This window comes from Arthrobacter sp. UYEF3, from assembly GCF_040546245.1.
GTDB lineage: Bacteria > Actinomycetota > Actinomycetes > Actinomycetales > Micrococcaceae > Arthrobacter.
The window spans coordinates 191,701-208,778 of record NZ_JBEPNK010000001.1; the positions used below are offsets into that span (position 1 = coordinate 191,701).

The following is a 17,078-nucleotide window of genomic DNA, read 5'->3' on the forward strand; positions in this document are numbered from 1 at the left end:
TGCGCAATTACTTACGCTGGGTCACTGATTTTGGCGACAATTTGTGCAGCCGGTGGTGTTCGAGGTATTACGGGTCAGCGGGGCCCGGGGTCAGCTGCGCGGCGGGAGCGGGTGAGGCGCGCGCCGGCCCAGCACGCGGCGGCGATGCCGGCAATCAGCGCCAGGGTACTGAAGAGCTGCCTGCTGCTCTCCGGGCTGCTGAAGCCGACCGCGAAAATCAGCGCCAGGAGCACCAAACCGAAGATGGTCAGCCTGGGGAAGCCCTTCATCCGCAGTGGCAGGGGAGTGCCCTCGCGGTCGGCCCGGCGGCGGAGGATCAGTTGGGACACCAAGGCCGAGCCCCACACCACGAGGCAGGTGGAACCGACCAGCTGGAACAGCGCCGGCAGCACCCGGTCCGGGAAGAGCAGCTCCAGCACGGCGGCCAGGAAGCCGAAGGCCACCGAGACGCCGACGGCGACCACCGGAACGCGGGCCTTGTTGAGCATCGAGAGGACCCGCGGGGCCTCGCCGCGAACGGATAGCGAAAACACCATCCGCGAAGCGCCATAGAGATTCGCGTTCAGCGCCGAGAGCAGGGCGACGACGGCAACCAGGGTGATGGCCGTGCCCGCCCCCGGAATCCGGGCCGCGTCCAGGACACCGGCGAACGGCGATTTGAGGGCCGCCGACGTCGACGGCAGGATCGCGGCAATGACGAACACGGAGCCGATGTAGAACACCAGGATCCGCCAGACGACGGTGCGGATGGCCAGGCCCACGCTGTGCTCCGGGTTTTCGGTCTCGGCGGCGGCCACGCTGACGATTTCCGTGCCGCCGAAGGCGAAGATGACCACGAAGAGTGCGGTGGCGATGCCGCCCAGGCCTGCCGGGGCGAAGTTCGAGGTGATGTTACCCAACCCTGGGGTGGCGACGTCGGGGAGCCAGCCGAGCAGCAGCGCGACGCCGACTGCCAGGAACAGCAGGATGGCGGCGACCTTGAGGATGGCGAACCAGAATTCGAACTCGCCGAAGTTTTTCACCCCGGCCAGGTTGATGGCCGTGAAGGCGGCCATGAAAATCAGCGACAGCCCCCAGACCGGGATTACGGGCCAGACGGTGAACAGTAGCGCCGAGGCACCGAGGGCTTCGGCCGCGATGACCACCACGAGCTGCAACCACCAGAGCCAGCCCACCGTGGCGCCGGCGGTTTTGCCCATCGCTTTTGTGCGTACACGGAGAAAGCGCCGCTGTTCGGGTTGGCGGCGGCCATCTCACCGAGGGCCCACATGACCAGGATGATCAGGGTTCCGGCCACCAGGTAGGAAATCAGGACGGCCGGGCCCGCCGCCTGGATTCCGGCCCCCGATCCAAGGAACAGGCCGGCTCCGATAGCGCTGCCGAGTCCCATCATGGTGAGCTGGCGGGGCTTCATGGAGTGGCCGAGCTTCAGGGCCGGGCGCTCCGTGGCGGACTTCGTTGTCATGCTGGCGAACCTTCTTAGCTGGTGGCGGCGTCCTTTTGGGACCCTACGAATTTACCGCCCCGGGCGGCCCGTTCTGCACGGAGGGCGTGACAGCATGGTTACAGTCTGTTGAGCCATTGGCACCAATCGCGAAGATTTGTGCTGTCGAATCCCTGAGGTAGAGGAAGTTACGTGAACGTCGACCCGCTGGACGCGAAGATTGTCCGTTTCTTCACGGATTCCCCGCGGGCCTCCGTGCTGGAGGCATCCCGGGTGCTGAAGGTGGCCCGCGCGACCGTGCAGTCACGGTTGGACCGGATGCAGGACAGCGGCGTCATCGGCTCCTGGGTCCCGCAGCCGGACCCGGCCCGCTTCGGCTATCCGGTGGTGGCGTTCTGCTCCCTGACCATCAACCAGGACCTCGGGCACGACGCCGTCGTGGAGGCGCTGTCACGGATCCCCGAACTGATCGAGATCCATACGGTCTCCGGGAGCTCGGACCTGATGGCACGCATCGCGGCGCGCTCCAACTCTGACCTGCAGCGCGTACTCGATGCCATGATCACCACGAAAACCGTACTGCGTTCCTCTTCGGTGATTGTGCTGAACACCCATTTCCAGGGCCGGACCCTGCCGCTGCTGGAAGCCGCCGCCCGCGGCCGGTAGGTCCGCCCCGGGAGCTACAGCACGCTGAGATTCCGGGGAAGGCCGGAGCGGCCGGTGAGCAGGAGCAGCAGGTCCCCCGCCGCGGGCAAGTGCGCGCCGACCGCTGCGGCGAGTTCCAAAGAGGCTGCCACCGCGGGGCCGAGCGCGGCAGGGGACGGAAGGGTCAGCGCGCGGGCCAGGTCCAGGCTGTGCACGGCCAGTTCGAAGGTCCGTGTGGGCAGGTAGCCGATCAGGTTCATCGCACCCGCGGGCGTGGCCACGGCCGCGTCATCCGGGGTGTCGCGGAGCAGTGTGGTGACCCGCTGTACGAGGTCCTTCACGGCGGTGGCCGGTTCAGCCCCCAGCGCATCGCCCGTCTCCCTCCCTCGCCGTGCGATCATATCCGGCGCCATGGAACTGCGGACGGCCAGGAAGTAGGCCGCCGGGCCAGCAACGCTTTCCCCGGTGGCTGGCATCGCTAGGTAGGTCTCCACCGTGCTCAGGGCCCGGCTGGCGTGCCCGGTGAGCCCGCGCACGTCCCACACCCCCAGCGCCGGCTTTGCCCAGGCGGCTTCCGGCACTTGTTCGACCAGCTCCAGGAAGGCCCGGGCGGCTCCGAGGTAGCAGGTCCTGATTGTTTCGCTGTCCTGAGCGCCGTCCATGCCGCCGATTAAAACAGCGGCAGGCCCGGGCTTTCAATAGCGGCCGCGCAATGACGTCCATGCGGCGGCAGACGCACCGCTGGCCGAAACATTTCCCATCCGGGCGATCGGGTCGTAGAATTAGTTCTAGTCATATTGACTATAACTAATCCGGCGGTCGGGCCGGAACCGTCCGGGCAGCCCGCAGGGGCCGGTCCGGACCCCGGACAACGGGGGTCGATCACCGTCTACGCCTCACCAGCCAACGTCTCGGAGCGCCAGCTCGCACCGCCGTCGTTGGCCATTTCCACCGTGATCTTCGCGTTGCGCCCGAGCGAAAGCTCCGGCCGCCCGACGCTGTGGATTCCGCTGGTGCGCCGGATCCGGGAACCCTTCAAGGACCTGTGGGCCCTTCCCGGCGGCCCGCTGACCCACTCGGAGTCGCTACAGGACGCCGCGTCAAGGAACCTGCGCGAGACCACCGGGCTGGCGCCGAACTACCTCGAGCAGCTTTATGCTTTCGGCGGCCTGCACCGCTCACCCTCCCAGCGGGTGGTCTCGATCGTCTACTGGGCCCTGGTCCAGCCCACCGAAGCCGCGCTCGCCGACGAATCCGAAAACGTCCGCTGGTTCCGGGCCGACCGGCTCGGCGAACTGGCCTTCGACCACAAGTCGATCATCGACTACGCGCTCTGGCGGCTGCGGAACAAGATGGCCTATGGCTCGATCGCCTACCACCTGCTCGGCGAGTACTTCACGCTCGCGCAGGTCCGGGAGGTCTACGAGGCCGTTCTGGACCGTGAGCTGGACCCGGCGAACTTCCGGCGCCAGATCAAGGCAGCCCCGGAAATCGAAGAAACCGACGACTACCTCCAGGGCGGCAAGCACCGCCCGCCCCGCCTGTACCGCTTTACCGGCCGCCCCGGCCTCGATCCAGACAACAGGAGCACACCATGAGCAGCGTCAACACGGCGATCCAGCTGATCACGCGCGAACAGGCTGAAGGCACCCCGGCAGAGTCCACCTGCAGCCCGGCCCTGGCCCGCGGCCCCTGGGACTTCGACCTCGCAGAGGCCCGGGCCGGCGTGCCGGCATACGGTCCCGGCGCGTCCGCGGCGGACGTGGCCCCGCCGTCGACCCCCCGGCAGGGCCAGCTTCCGGAGGAATACCGGCTGGCCGGCGACGCCGAACTGGACGCCAGGATCCGGGCCGCCAAAGCGGTACTGGGCGACCGGGCCGTCATCCTGGGCCACTTCTACCAGCGTGACGAGGTAGTCGAATACGCCGACTTCGTGGGGGACTCCTTCCAGCTCGCCAACGCGGCCCTGACCCGGCCGGACGCCGAGGCGATCATCTTTTGCGGCGTACATTTCATGGCCGAGACCGCGGACATCCTCTCCGCCCCCGAGCAGGCCGTCATCCTGCCCAACCTGGCCGCCGGCTGCTCGATGGCGGACATGGCGGACATCGACTCGGTGACTGAATGCTGGGAACAGCTGGCAGAACTGTTCGGCACCGAGCCCGGCGCTGACGGCCGCGTGCCGGTCATCCCGGTCACCTACATGAATTCCTCGGCAGCGCTCAAGGGTTTCTGCGGCGAACACGGCGGTATTGTCTGCACCTCCTCGAACGCGGCCACGGTGCTGGAGTGGGCCTTCGAACGCGGCCAGCGCGTCTTGTTCTTCCCGGATCAGCACCTGGGCCGGAACACCGCCAAAGCCATGGGGGTGCCGCTGGAGCAGATGCCGCTGTGGAATCCGCGCAAGGAGCTCGGCGGCACTGACGAACGGACCCTGCAGGACTCCCGAGTGATCCTGTGGCACGGTTTCTGCTCGGTGCACAAGCGCTTCAACGTGGCCCAGATCGAGAAGGCCCGCGCCGACTTCCCGGGCGTGCAGGTCATTGTGCACCCCGAATGCCCCATGGAGGTGGTGGACGCCGCGGATTCCGCCGGTTCCACCGATTTCATCCGCAAGGCCATCGCCGCCGCTACCGAGCCCGCCACGTTCGCCATTGGCACCGAGATCAACCTGGTCAACCGGCTGGCGGCGGAATACCCGCAGCACACCATCTTCTGCCTGGACCCGGTCATCTGCCCCTGCTCTACGATGTACCGCATCCACCCGGGCTACCTGGCCTGGGTGCTGGAGGCCCTGGTCGGCGGCGAGGTGGTTAACCGCATCACGGTCGACCACGACGTCGCGGCCCCCGCACGGGTCGCGCTGGAGCGCATGCTGGCGGCGCGGCCATGACCAGGCGGCTCGTCGTCGTCGGCGGCGGGATCGCCGGGCTGTACGCCGCGCTGCTCGCCTCCGAGCCTGCCTCCGGCCCGGGGGGCGTCGCTGCCCCGGCCGCCGAGGTGGTGCTGTTGACCAAGGGCACGCTCGAGGCGAGCAACACGTTCTACGCCCAGGGCGGAGTGTCCGCAGTGCTGGCGCCGGGCGAGGCCGCCCCGGGCGACTCCGTGGCTGCGCACATCGCGGACACCCTCGCTGCCGGGGCCGGGCATAACAACCCCGACGCTGTGCGCATCCTGTGCTCCGAGGCCGTCCGGGACATCGCCGGGTTGCGCCGGTTCGGCGTGCGCTTCGACGTCGGCGCCGACGGCGGGCCGGCCCTGGGACTCGAAGCCGCGCATTCCGCCGCCCGCATCCTGCACGCCGGCGGTGACGCAACCGGCGCCGCCATCGCCCGCGGGCTCGTGGCCGCGGCGCTGGACCGCGCAGAAAAGGGGAGGCTGCGGGTCGAGACGGGAGCCTTCGTGACCGAACTGCTGACCGGACGCCGGAGCCCTGCGGGACGCGGCTCTGTCCATGCCGTCACCGGCGTCGCCTACCTCTCCGGCGGGGAACTGAGGCAGCTGGACGCCGACGCCGTGCTGCTCGCCACCGGTGGCGCCGGGCGGCTGTTCGCCCGCACCAGCAACCCCTCGGTCGCCACCGCCGACGGCCTCGCCCTGGCCTGGCGCGCCGGGGCCGCCGTCCGCGACCTGGAGTTCTTCCAGTTCCACCCCACCACGCTGGCCGCTGCCGAAACGCCGGGCGGCCCGCCCGCGCTGCTGATCTCCGAGGCGGTCCGCGGTGAGGGCGCCATGCTGCTGGATGCCGCCGGCCGCCGCTTCTTGCCCGACTACCACCCCGACGCGGAGCTGGCCCCGCGCGACGTCGTCTCCCGCAGCATCGCGCTGCATCTGGCGTCCGCCGGGCTGCCGGCCGACAGCCCGGTGTACCTGGACGCCCGCGGCATCGAAACCCGCCGCGGGGCCGGTTTCCTGGCCCGCCGGTTCCCCACCATCACCGCCCGGACCCGCGCCGCCGGCTACGATTGGACCGCCGAACCGCTGCCGGTGTCCCCGGCCGCGCATTACTGGATGGGCGGGATCGCAACCGACCTGGACGGACGCACCACCGTGCCGGGTCTCTACGCAGCGGGAGAGGTGGCGTGCACCGGGGTCCAGGGCGCCAACCGGCTGGCCAGCAATTCCCTGCTCGAAGGGCTGGTGTTCGGGCGGCGGGCCGTGGAGGATTTCCTCAGAGTCGAGGCGCCGCACGACCGCACTGCTCCGCGTGCTAGCTCAGCCGCGGGCGGCCTCGCTTTGACGCACGCTTCCGCAGTACCGTCGCGCGACTCGGCCGGGCAAGGAACCTCACGGACCGCCGCCGAGGTTGTTTTTGACTTTGGGCCGGGTCCCGGGCCGTTTTCGAGGGAGGCCCTGGGGCGGTTGATGACCGGTACGGCCGGGGTGCTGCGCAGCGGCAGACATCTGCGGGAGGCGGAGGCCACCCTCGCTGCCTGGGCCGCCGTCGTCCGTCCCGAAAGTGTGACAGACGCACTGGACCCGTCCGCCCACGAGGACGCGAACCTGCTGCTGGCCGCCCGCCTGCTGGTGGACGCTGCGCTGGACCGTACCGGCTCCCTCGGCGCCCACTTCCGCACCGACGCGGCCGGTGGCGCCGCCCGCCAGGCAGTGCCCGCGGGACCGCACCGCTCCACCCCGGCCGGCACGCACAGCCCCCGGTCTGCCGCCGCCTTCCGTCCGAAACAAAGGATCCCGTCATGACAGCCACCGCTCTAGCCCGAACCGCAGCCCGGGCAGCCGCTCTCGCCGGCACGCTTCCCGCGGCTGCCGTCGACGCCGTGCTTCGTGCTGCCCTGATCGAGGACGCACCCTACGGCGATATCACCTCGCAGACCCTCATCCCGGCCGAGGCGCGCGCAACGGCGGTGCTGGCGGCGCGGGGGCCCGGCGTCTTCAGCGGCGGGGAGGTGTTTGCCGCGGCAATGAAGCTGGCGGACCCGGCCGCCGCCGTCGAACTGCTCGTGGCGGATGGCGAGGCCTTCGATGCGGGCACGGCGCTGGCACGGGTGACCGGCAACGCCCGCGGCGTGCTGCTGGCCGAACGGGCGGCGCTGAACCTGGTCCAGCGGATGAGTGCCATCGCCACCCGGACCGCGGAGTTCGTCGCGCTGGTAGCCGGCACCCACGCACGGATCACGGATACCCGAAAGACGACGCCGGGGCTGCGGGTGCTGGAGCGCTACGCAGTCCGCTGCGGCGGCGGGGCAAACCACCGCTTCAGCCTCTCGGACGCAGTCCTGGCCAAGGACAACCACCTCGCGGTGCTCACCGGGGGAGACCCGGCGCGGCTCACCACGGTGCTGCGCGAAGCCAAAGCGCGGCTGGGGCACACCACGCACTTCGAAGTGGAGGTGGACAGCATGGACCAGATTGAACCAGTGCTGGCCGCCGGCGTGGACACCATCATGCTGGATAATTTCTCGCTGATCCAGCTCGCCGACGGGGTTGAACTGGTCGGCGGGCGGGCCCGGGTGGAGGCCAGCGGCAACGTCAACCTCGCAACCGTGGCCGGCATCGCCGCCACCGGCGTGGACGTCATCTCCGTCGGCGCGCTCACGCACAGCGTCACGGCCCTGGACCTGGGACTCGACGTCGAACTGGAACCGGGGACGCCGTGATCTTCCTCGACGCCGCCGCCACCACTCCGGTCCGCCGGGAGGTGCTGGAGGCGATGTGGCCTTATCTCAGCGGGGATTTCGGCAACCCGTCCAGCCGCCATTCGCTCGGTGACGCCGCCGCTGCGGGGCTCGCGGGAGCCAGGGAGGCGACGGCGAAGGCCTTGGGCTGCCGCCCCGGCGAGATCATCTTCACCTCCGGCGGCACGGAAGCGGACAACCTCGCAGTCAAGGGCATCGCCCTGGCCCGGCGTGCCGCTGATCCACGCCGGAACCGGGTGGCAATCAGTGCCGTCGAACATCCCGCGGTCGAAGAGTCCGCGCGGTACCTCGATCGCGTCCATGGCTTCGCCGTCGACGTGATCCCGGTGGACCGCTACGGGCAGGTCACCGAGGAGGCGCTCGCGGCCGTGCTCCGGCCGGACACGGCGCTGGCCAGCGTCATGTATGCCAACAACGAGGTGGGCACGGTCCAGCCCGTGGCCCGGCTGGCGGCGCTGGCGCGCGGCCACGGCATCCCGTTCCACAGCGATGCCGTGCAGGCCGCGGGCTGGCTGTCCCTCGACGCGCGGGACCTGGGAGTGGATGCACTGAGCATTTCCGGCCATAAGCTCGGCGCCCCCAAGGGCTGCGGGGCGCTGTATGTGCGGGGCCGGACCCGGTTGGAGCCACTCATCCACGGCGGCGGGCAGGAACGCGGCCGTCGCTCGGGCACCGAAAACGTGGCCGGGGCCGTGGCGTTGGCGACGGCGCTGACCCTCGCCCGGACGTCACAGCGGGAAGCCTCAGCCCGGGTCGCGGCACTGCGTGACGAGTTCATCGCTGCAATCCTGGCCGGGGTGCCCGGCGCTTTCCTCACTGGCCATCCGGCTGCGCGGCTGCCCTCGGTGGCGTCGTTCTGCTTCCCGGGAACCAGCGGTGAGTCGGTGCTGCTGGAACTCGAACGGCAAGGCGTCATTTGTTCCAGCGGCTCGGCTTGCGCCGCGGGCTCGGACGATCCTTCCCCGGTGCTCCTGGCGATGGGGATCGCCGCCGACGTGGCCCAGACCGCGGTTCGGTTCAGTTTTGATGCCAGAGTCACTGCCGCCGAGCTGCGCGAGGCGGCAGGCGCGGTCCGCACCGCCGTCGGCAGCGTCAGCTCCCTTGGCAGAAGGTAACCGGGTCGCGGAAGGTAACCGGGACGCGGAAGTCAGCGGTGCCGGGCTCGGCGGAAGATCCAGTGCCGCAGCATGGTGAAGCGCACGGCCGTGGCCAGGAACCCGGACAGCGTAGTGGTCCAGAGTTCGGCGGCGACGGTCGCATCCGGGTTGATCCAGTGCAGGATGCCCAGGCTGCCGCCGGTGAGCAGCAGCGCGACGGCGATCACGATCAGGCCGTTGAGGTGGTCACGTTTTATCCGGTGCCGCTCGGTGATCTTAAACGTCAGCCGCCGGTTCAGGGCAGTGTTCATCAGCGAGGTCAGGATCAGTGCCGCGGCGTTGGCAGGCTGGGGACCGATCCAGGGCCGGAGCAACGCGTACAGCGCCAGTGAGGTCACGGTACAGATAACGCCGACGCCGGTGAACCGCAGAAGCTGCCGCGCCACCGGATAGCGGAGGAGGCCGCGTTGCCGCCGGCGAGTCGAAGCGGACGGGGCGCGCGGCGCCGTCGTCGCCCCGGAGGGCAGGCGCGGCTGTGCGTCTTGTAGCGTCGGCTCCATCCGCCTAGTACAGCTCTCCGACCGGGATGTCCACGGCGAGGCGGTTGGACGGACCGGCGAGGGGGCAGGCCCACGCCTCGTTGTACGCGCAGGACGGGCTGTAGGCGAAGTTGAAATCCAGCACGAACTCGGCGTCCGGTCCGGAACCGGCCACGCCGTGGAAGGCGCCCTTGACCGTGTCCACCAGGTAGCGCCCGGCGCCGTAGCTGCCGCCGGGCCGGCCGGCGGTGGCGTCGCGGAATGGCACAAAGATGCCGCCGCCGTAGCCGTTGAGCTTCCAGACCGCCAACTGGCCCATCTCGGGCAGGTCGAACGTGCCCAGGCGGACAAAGCGGACGACGCCGTCGGTGCCGGTTTCGACGTTCATCTCCCGCCCGGCGCCCTCCTGGGTGACGGGCACGTGAAAGCGGTAAATCGGGTCGTAATCGGCGGTCCTGAGACCGCCGAAATTCGCCTTGTCAGCTTCCGTCAGCGGCGAGGCGGGGTGCGTGCCGAACATCCGGTCCCGCTCATGCCGCCAGTAGGAATGGGCTTCGGCAGGGCTGTCGGCAGCGATCTTCCGCACGGTGGCGTAGAGCGCGAAGGTCCGGAGCCGCCAGTCAGCGATGTCTACGGCGGACATTCCCGCCACGCGGTCCGGGCCGCCAAGGTCCGCTGCATCCAAGTGCTGTTCCACCATGCCCCCAGCCTAGCCTTGTTTGGCTGGCCGACCTGCGGGCCCCGACCGCGGGGCGCCGCTACCCGGGCCAAAGACCCTGGGCCGGGCGTCCGCTTCTACGAAACGCTGCTCCGGAAGCTCTGAACCGACCGGGCCCCGGCTAGGCTGGCACCATGACTGGGACGAACCTTTCCCGTGGAATCCGGCTTGCCGCCGCGCTGGCGCTCGCAGCCTCGGCGCTCGCCGGCTGCAGCAGCGAAGGCAAGGGCATGCCGGCCTGGACTGCAGGCGCCCCGGAGGGCAGTACGACGGCGGATCCGTCCGCCGCTGCCGCGTCGCCGGGCGCAGCCGGTACGGCATCCGCGTCGGCAAGCGCCGGCACCGGTGCGACGGCGGGTGCGACGGCCGCGGCCTGGAAGACGTATTCCGATCCTGGAAAGAACGTGAGTTTTGACCTGCCGGCGGCGTGGATTGCCCAGTCAATCACCCCGGCGCAAGGCACACTGCCCGGCGCGCTGCGGATCGAGATCAAGGACGCGGAGGGACGGTACCTGGCCGCCCTGCAGACCGGACTCCCGGCGCAGCCCGCCGGTGCGTGTGCGGCCGATTCAGCGAAGCCCTACGTGGTGGTCAGCAGCGTCCCGGTGGACCTGCCGCACCGTAGCGGGGAGGGAACCATCGACCCGCACGTCGTGTTCCGGGTGATCCAGGGCTACAAGTATTTCGGTTCTTACGGCGTCACCAATGTGGTTGGCGGCGCGGACGGAAAGTCCTGTGCCTTGCAGAACCTCGTGCGCGGGCCCGAAGGGAAGGGCGACTACTCCTTCACAGACCTGGCCGAGCTCAAGGCGTTCGCCCCGGACCAGAAAGTTGCCCCGGCCAAGTCCTTTGACACGCTGGCGCAGGCAGACAAGTACGTCAACGATGGCTCGGAATTTGCCAACGTCCAGCGGATGCTAATGTCGCTGAAGATCAAAAACTAGTCCCTCCGGAGATTCATGGAACGCATAGTGTCCGCACGCCTGGCCTTCAAGACCGCGGCCGACACCAAGGTCGCGATGGCCGTCGCCGTTGCCCGCAATCCCGGCTATAGCGGATTCGAGGAGTCGCTCTCCGTCACAGCGGCCGGGGAGGACGTGCCCCTGACCGAACTCTCGGACCACCACGGCGGACGCTTCCACTACATGCAGTTCGCCGAGCCCACCGAGGTCCTGGTCGAGTATGGCGCCACGGTCACCGGGCGCGCGGCCCCGGAGAGACTAGGACTGATGGAGCTCATCCGCTACGTCCGGCCCAGCCGCTACGCCGAATCCGACCGGCTGCTCCCGACAGCGTACGCCGAGTTCGGCGGGCTGCAGGGTGCCGAACTGCTGCACGCCGTGCGCGACTGGGTCTTCAATGAACTGCGCTACATCAGCGGGTCATCGCGGGGGACCGACGGTGCCGTCGAGACGCTGTTGAACCGGCGGGGCGTCTGCCGGGACTTCGCCCACCTGGCTATCGCACTGCTGCGTTCCAAAAACGTCCCGGCGCGGCTCGCAGCAGTCTACGCTCCCGGGCTGAGCCCGATGGATTTCCATGCCGTGGCCGAAGCCCATCTTAACGGCGTCTGGCACGTGATCGACCCGACCGGACTGGCGCCCCGGGAGTGCATGCTCCGGATCACCGCCGGCCGGGATTCCTCGGACACGGCGTTCCTGTCAACCGTGGGCGGCAGCCTTTTGCTCAGGGAACTCAACGTCACCGCCACCGTGACAGGCCAACTGCCAACCGAGGATCCGGCTGCGCTGGCCGCTATTGTTTAGCGTTCAGGACCGAGGTCCGCAGCTTCTCCGTCAACCGCAGCAACTGGCGCTGTTCCTCGGCGGTCAGGGCCGGGGCAACCAGGGACGCGATGTCGCGCACATGCTCGCGGCCGATCTGTTTCTGCAGGTCCCGCCCGGCCTCGGTGAGTTGGACCAGGACGCCGCGGCCGTCGTCGGGGGCGGGCATCCGCTGTACCAGTCCCCGCTTTTCCAGCCGCTCCACCAGCCGGCTTAGGCTGGACTGACTCAGCAGCACATGGTCGTTGAGTTCGTTCTGCCGGAGCCAGCCGGACGGACAGCCGGAGAGCGCGAACAGCACATCGTACTCATTGAGGGCCAGGGCCTTGAACGCCGGGCCGGCTTGCAGCCTGCGCATCATGGCGACCTGCGCCCGGAACAGCGACTCCCAGGTCTGCGCAGCCAGCCGCACCGGGGAGGCCGGTGCGACTGGAGGGTCGGCTGGCGTCAAAGCCTTCGTCCCGGCGGCGGCCGGCGTCGCCTTGGCAGGCATCATGCGTCCTGCGGGGCCGCTTCACGGGCGGCCAGCGAGGCTGCCACGCGTCCGGCGTGCGTCGGCGGTGCCGGCACGTGGGCCGGAGTCTTCTCCGCGTATTCCTTGCGGAGCACCGGCAGTACTTCCTCGCCGAACAGGTCAAGCTGATTCAGCACCGTCTTCAGCGGCAGACCGGCGTGGTCGATCAGGAACAGCTGGCGCTGGTATTCGCCGAAGTACTCGCGGAAGCTGAGGGTTTTCTCGATGACTTCCTGCGGACTCCCGACCGTCAGCGGGGTCTGCGACGTGAAGTCCTCCATCGAGGGGCCGTGGCCGTAGACCGGGGCGTTGTCGAAGTACGGGCGGAACTCCCTGACGGCGTCCTGTGAGTTCCTGCTCAGGTAGAACTGTCCGCCGAGGCCCACGATGGCCTGGTCTGCCTTGCCGTGGCCGTAGTGCTCGTAGCGTTCACGGTAGAGACCGATCAGCTGCTGGTAGTGCTCCTTGGGCCAGAAGATGTTGTTGGCGAAGAAGCCGTCACCGTAGTACGCGGCCACTTCGGCGATCTGCGGCGTGCGGATGGAGCCGTGCCAGACGAAGGGGGCGACGCCGTCGAGCGGGCGCGGCGTCGAGGTGAAGTTCTGCAGCGGGGTGCGGAACTTGCCGGACCAGTTGACCGTTTCCTCGTCCCAGAGCCGGCGCAGCAGGCTGTAGTTCTCGATCGCGAGCTCCACCCCGTCCTGGATGTTCTTGCCGAACCAGGGGTAGACCGGGGCGGTGTTGCCGCGGCCCAGGACCAGATCCACCCGGCCGTCGGCGAGGTGCTGGAGCATCGCGAAATCCTCGGCGATCTTGACCGGGTCGTTGGTGGTGATCAGCGTGGTGGCGGTGGAGAGGATGATCCGCTCCGTCTGCGCCGCGATGTAGCCCAACGTGGTGGTAGGGGAGGAGGAGAAGAACGGAGGGTTGTGGTGCTCGCCGATGGCGTACACATCCATGCCGATTTCTTCGACCTTCCTGGCGATGGCCACCGAGGCTTTGATGCGCTCATTCTCGGACGGGATGTGACCCGTCGTAGGGTCGGGGGTGATGTCGCTGACGCTGAATACGCCGATCTGCATGGTGTTCCTTTCCGGTCCGGAGTCTTCCGGTTGCTGCTTCCAGTGTAGCCGATTTATATGCGTTTGCATCTATCGGCCGGTATAACGCCGCTCACGCCGGTATATTCCGCGGGGCGGTGGTGGCGGCTCACAGACCACCTGTCCGCCCCGCCAGGGCAAGTCGAAGGCGGGATTCCGGGGTGCGTAGGACGATTTCAACAGGCCAGGAGCCCACAATCCCAACTAACTGGCAGCAGGGGCCGTTTTGAGCCCTCAAAACGGCCCCTGCTGCCAGTCAGTTGGGTAGCGCGGGGCGCTAGCTGCGGAGCGCGGGGGCATCGTCCGGTTCGTCGGCTTCTTCCGGAACGCCTGCGCGCGGGAATCCGTTTGTCTCATCCGGATCGGCGGTGCCCCGGGGGCCGGAGGCAGCTCCTGCTCCGGTGGCAATGTCGGCAGGTGCAGGCTGTGCCCGGCGGCCATGGACGCGCTTGCCGCCGTCGGCCTTCTGGAGCGCCCTGCGTTCGCGGCGGCCCTCCACCAGCCGGTACAGCACCGGGACCAGGACCAACGTCAGGGCGGTGGAGGAGATCAGGCCGCCGATCACCACAATGGCCAGCGGCTGCGAGATGAACCCGCCGCCGCCGGTCAGGCCCAGCGCCATCGGAGTCAGCGCGAACACCGTAGCCAGCGCGGTCATCAGGATCGGCCGCAGACGCTGCCGTGCACCGTGCGTGATCGCCTCCGCGACGCCCATGCCCGGCTCGCCGTTGCGGGGCTGGCGGTACTGGTTGATCAGGTCGATCAGCACAATCGCGTTGGTCACCACGATGCCCACCAGCATCAGCATCCCGATCAGGGACGGCAGCCCCAGCGGAACGCCCGTCACCAGCAGCAGGGCGATGGCGCCGGTGGCCGCGAAAGGGATCGAGACCAGCAGGATCAGCGGCTGCACGAGCGACTTGAACGCGGCGACCATGATGACGTACACAATTGCGATGGCGGCCAACAGGGCCAGCCCCAGCTGGGCGAAGGACTCGGTCTGCTGCGTGGTGGCGCCGCCGATCTCCGCGGTGACGCCCGGCGGCAGCTGGACCGACTTGAGCCGCGCCTGCACCTCGGTGCTGACCGCGCCCAGATTGCCGCCCGACGGCGTGACGGACACCCGCGCGGTCCGCTGGCCGTTGCTGGCGGTGATTGAGACCGGCACGTCCACCTGTTCCACGGAGGCGATTGAGGACAGCGGAACGGGCCCGCGCGCCGTCGGCAGTGGGAGGGCGCGGACGGCGTCGATGCTGGTGAAGCGGGTGCCTTCGCCGATCCGGACCGGGAAATCGCTGGTGCCGATCCGGACGGTGCCGCCGGGGATCGGGCTGATGGTGGAGGCCAGCACGCCGGCGACCTGCTGCTCGTTCAGGCCGGCGGCGACGGTCTTAGCGCGGTCCACCTTGACCTGGACCACGGGCTGGCTCGCCGCCAGGTTGGTGCTGACCTCGGACGAGCCGGGAACGCCGGCCATGGCCTTGACCATGGCATCGCTGGCGGTCTGGAGATCGGCGGACGTGGCGGCCTTGAGCGTAATGTCGACGGTCGACGTCGTGCCGAAGCCGCCCTGCTGCGAGCCGACGGTGATCTTGCCGGCGCCGGCGATTCTGGCGAGTTCGCCGCGGACGGTGACCTGCAGCTTGCCCTGGTCGGTTTTGTCGTCGGTCACCACTGTGAAGCTGGAATTCGCTGCCCCGGCGGACAGCAGCGCGGAGAAGCCGGACTGGGCGTTGCCGGTGGTGACCTGGACGTCCTTGATCCCGTCGATGCCGCGCAACACGTTTTCGACTTCGATCGCCGCGGCGTTGCCCTCGGCCAGGCTGGTGCCGGCCGGAAGGGCCTGCCGGACGGTCATGCTGTTTTCGCCGGAGCGGCCCAGCAGGTCGGTGGCGAGCAGCGGGGACATCGCGGCGGTGCCCCCGAGCACCAGGAGGGCCGCGACCAGGGTCATCACCGGGTGCCGCTGGGTCTTGGTGAGGACGGGCAGGTAGGCACGCTGAAGGACGCTGCGCTGTTCGGCCTCGTGGGCCTTCGCGGCGGCCTCACGGGACGATGACTCGGACACGGAAGTTCCGGCCTTCTCCGCCGCCGTCCGCAGGAACCAGTACGCCAGCACCGGAACGATGGTCAGGGACACCAGCAGCGAGGACACCAGGGCGATGGTGACGGTCAGGGCAAAGGGCCGGAACAGCTCGCCGGCCAGCCCGGCCACGAAGGCAATGGGCAGGAAGACCGCAACCGTGGTGAGGGTCGACGCCGTGATCGCGCCGGCGACTTCCCGGATGGCGGTCAGGATGGCGGTGATCTTGGTCTCGCCGTAGCTGAGGTGGCGCTTGATGTTCTCGATCACCACGATCGAGTCGTCCACCACTCGGCCGATCGCGATCGTCAGCGCGCCGAGGGTCAGGATGTTCAGCGAGTAGCCGGTCGCCGAGAGTCCGATGAAGGTGATGAGCAGGGACAGCGGGATGGAAACGGCAGTGACCAGCGTGGAGCGGACCGAGAGCAGGAACAGCAGGATGACGGCGACGGCGAAGCCCAGGCCCAGCAGGCCCTCGGTGGTGAGGTCCTTGATGGACTTCTCGATGAACGGCGCCTGGTCGAACACCGGGGTGAACTTGGCGTTGGCGCCCAGTTCGGCTTCGAGTTGCGGAATGGAATCCTTGACCGCATGCGAGATAGCCACCGTGTCGCCCCCGGGCTTCTTGGTGACCGACAGCGCCAGGGTTTCCTTGCCGTTGGTCCGGGTGATCGAGGTGCGGGCGTCCTCGGCGATGCTGACGTCCGCGACGCTGCCGATGGTCGCGGCGTTGCGGGCGCCTCCCAGTGGCAGGGACTTCACCGCGTCGAGGGAATCCACCGGACTTCCGATCTGCAACGAGAGCGTTTTTCCCTGCTCCTCGATGCTGCCGGCCGGTACCAGCGAGCCGTTGTTCTTCAGTGCATCGGTTATGGACTGGATGGTCGTCCCGGCGGCTGCCATCGCGTCGGGCCGCGGCAGGATTTGGATGTGCCGGGTGGCCCCGCCGGTCACGTCGGCGCCCCGCACGCCGTCGAGCTTCTGCAGCCGCGGGACGCTCAGCCGGGCTAGGTCAGTGTTGAGTTCGCTCAACGGCTTGTCCGAGGACACCGCGAGGTACACGATCGGGAAGTCGCTGATGCTGCCGGCGATCGCCTGTGGCTGGACGTCCTTGGGCAGCGCCTGCTTGGCGTTGGAGATGGCGCGGTCAATCTGGTTCCGGGCACGGTCCAGATTGGAGCCGTAGGTGAACACCAGGGTGATCTGCGAGACGCCGTTGCGCGAAGTCGACGACGTCGACTCCAGCCCCTCCACGCCGTTGAGCGCCGTCTCCAGCGGGCCGCTGATCTGCTTGTCCACGACTTCCGGCGAGGCCCCGGGCATCGAGGTGATGACAGTGATCTGTGGGAACTCGATGGAGGGGATGAGTTCCTGCTTGAGCGAGGACATGGTGATCACGCCGAAGACCGAGGCGAACACGGTGATGAGCGCGATCAGCGCCCGGTTTGCTAGCGAGAGCTGGGCGAGCCGGAACATCTCATGGTCTCCTGGCAGGTC

Annotated in this window: 14 protein-coding genes and 1 pseudogene; 8 read left to right on the top strand and 7 right to left on the bottom strand. The window is 68.8% G+C overall.

Features of this window, described 5'->3' with window-relative positions:
* Positions 1 to 74 precede the first annotated feature (74 nt).
* Positions 75 to 1,465 (bottom strand): annotated as a pseudogene (locus ABIB14_RS00860) (amino acid permease).
* 171 nt (positions 1,466 to 1,636) lie between these two features.
* Between ABIB14_RS00860 and ABIB14_RS00865 the strand changes: the two are divergent.
* Complete coding sequence (locus ABIB14_RS00865; protein WP_354233385.1) at positions 1,637 to 2,110, top strand: Lrp/AsnC family transcriptional regulator; 474 nt, start codon at positions 1,637 to 1,639, stop codon at positions 2,108 to 2,110.
* A gap of 14 nt (positions 2,111 to 2,124) precedes the next feature.
* Here ABIB14_RS00865 and ABIB14_RS00870 read toward each other — a convergent pair whose 3' ends face one another.
* The gene (locus tag ABIB14_RS00870; protein ID WP_354233386.1) at positions 2,125 to 2,751 is read right to left on the bottom strand and encodes a maleylpyruvate isomerase N-terminal domain-containing protein; all 627 of its coding nucleotides are present in this window, start codon (positions 2,749 to 2,751) and stop codon (positions 2,125 to 2,127) included.
* 219 nt (positions 2,752 to 2,970) lie between these two features.
* On the opposite strand from ABIB14_RS00870, the gene ABIB14_RS00875 reads away from it, so the two are divergent.
* From ABIB14_RS00875 to ABIB14_RS00895, 5 genes are read left to right on the top strand one after another with little or no spacing between them, the layout of a single operon-like run.
* On the top strand, positions 2,971 to 3,687 hold the full coding sequence (locus ABIB14_RS00875) for an NUDIX hydrolase (RefSeq protein ID WP_354233542.1): 717 nt from the start codon (positions 2,971 to 2,973) through the stop codon (positions 3,685 to 3,687).
* Positions 3,684 to 4,982, top strand: coding sequence for a quinolinate synthase NadA (nadA, locus tag ABIB14_RS00880; protein ID WP_354233387.1), 1,299 nt, complete (start codon positions 3,684 to 3,686; stop codon positions 4,980 to 4,982). The genes ABIB14_RS00875 and nadA overlap by 4 nt, the downstream gene beginning before the upstream one ends.
* A complete protein-coding gene (locus tag ABIB14_RS00885; RefSeq protein ID WP_354233389.1) occupies positions 4,979 to 6,790 on the top strand; it encodes an L-aspartate oxidase in 1,812 nt (603 codons plus the stop codon). The genes nadA and ABIB14_RS00885 overlap by 4 nt, the downstream gene beginning before the upstream one ends.
* Positions 6,787 to 7,707 carry a carboxylating nicotinate-nucleotide diphosphorylase gene (gene nadC, locus ABIB14_RS00890; RefSeq protein WP_354233390.1) on the top strand — a complete coding sequence of 307 codons (921 nt, stop codon included), beginning with the start codon at positions 6,787 to 6,789 and terminating at the stop codon, positions 7,705 to 7,707. Before ABIB14_RS00885 ends, nadC begins: the two co-directional genes overlap by 4 nt.
* Positions 7,704 to 8,861 carry a cysteine desulfurase family protein gene (locus ABIB14_RS00895; RefSeq protein ID WP_354233392.1) on the top strand — a complete coding sequence of 386 codons (1,158 nt, stop codon included), beginning with the start codon at positions 7,704 to 7,706 and terminating at the stop codon, positions 8,859 to 8,861. The genes nadC and ABIB14_RS00895 overlap by 4 nt, the downstream gene beginning before the upstream one ends.
* Positions 8,862 to 8,893: 32 nt before the next feature.
* On the opposite strand, the gene ABIB14_RS00900 is transcribed toward ABIB14_RS00895, so the two are convergent.
* Positions 8,894 to 9,403 (bottom strand): GtrA family protein, encoded by a 510-nt coding sequence (locus ABIB14_RS00900; protein ID WP_354233394.1) that lies wholly within the window; start codon positions 9,401 to 9,403, stop codon positions 8,894 to 8,896.
* 4 nt (positions 9,404 to 9,407) lie between these two features.
* Positions 9,408 to 10,082: a DUF1684 domain-containing protein gene (locus tag ABIB14_RS00905; protein ID WP_354233396.1), complete on the bottom strand. Its 675-nt coding sequence runs from the start codon at positions 10,080 to 10,082 to the stop codon at positions 9,408 to 9,410.
* Positions 10,083 to 10,234: 152 nt separating this feature from the next.
* Between ABIB14_RS00905 and ABIB14_RS00910 the strand changes: the two genes are divergently transcribed.
* Both ABIB14_RS00910 and ABIB14_RS00915 read left to right on the top strand, forming a co-directional pair.
* Entirely contained in the window at positions 10,235 to 11,044 is an 810-nt protein-coding gene (locus ABIB14_RS00910) for a hypothetical protein (protein ID WP_354233397.1), read from the top strand.
* A 15-nt stretch (positions 11,045 to 11,059) separates the two neighbouring features.
* Positions 11,060 to 11,866, top strand: coding sequence for a transglutaminase-like domain-containing protein (locus ABIB14_RS00915; protein ID WP_354233398.1), 807 nt, complete (start codon positions 11,060 to 11,062; stop codon positions 11,864 to 11,866).
* Here the strand turns inward: ABIB14_RS00915 and ABIB14_RS00920 are convergent.
* The 3 genes from ABIB14_RS00920 to ABIB14_RS00930 form a co-directional block, all read right to left on the bottom strand.
* A complete protein-coding gene (locus ABIB14_RS00920) occupies positions 11,856 to 12,377 on the bottom strand; it encodes a MarR family winged helix-turn-helix transcriptional regulator (protein ID WP_354233543.1) in 522 nt (173 codons plus the stop codon). The genes ABIB14_RS00915 and ABIB14_RS00920 overlap by 11 nt on opposite strands.
* Positions 12,377 to 13,480: an LLM class flavin-dependent oxidoreductase gene (locus ABIB14_RS00925; protein ID WP_354233399.1), complete on the bottom strand. Its 1,104-nt coding sequence runs from the start codon at positions 13,478 to 13,480 to the stop codon at positions 12,377 to 12,379. Before ABIB14_RS00925 ends, ABIB14_RS00920 begins: the two co-directional genes overlap by 1 nt.
* A gap of 295 nt (positions 13,481 to 13,775) precedes the next feature.
* Positions 13,776 to 17,057 carry an efflux RND transporter permease subunit gene (locus ABIB14_RS00930; protein ID WP_354233400.1) on the bottom strand — a complete coding sequence of 1,094 codons (3,282 nt, stop codon included), beginning with the start codon at positions 17,055 to 17,057 and terminating at the stop codon, positions 13,776 to 13,778.
* Positions 17,058 to 17,078 lie beyond the last annotated feature (21 nt).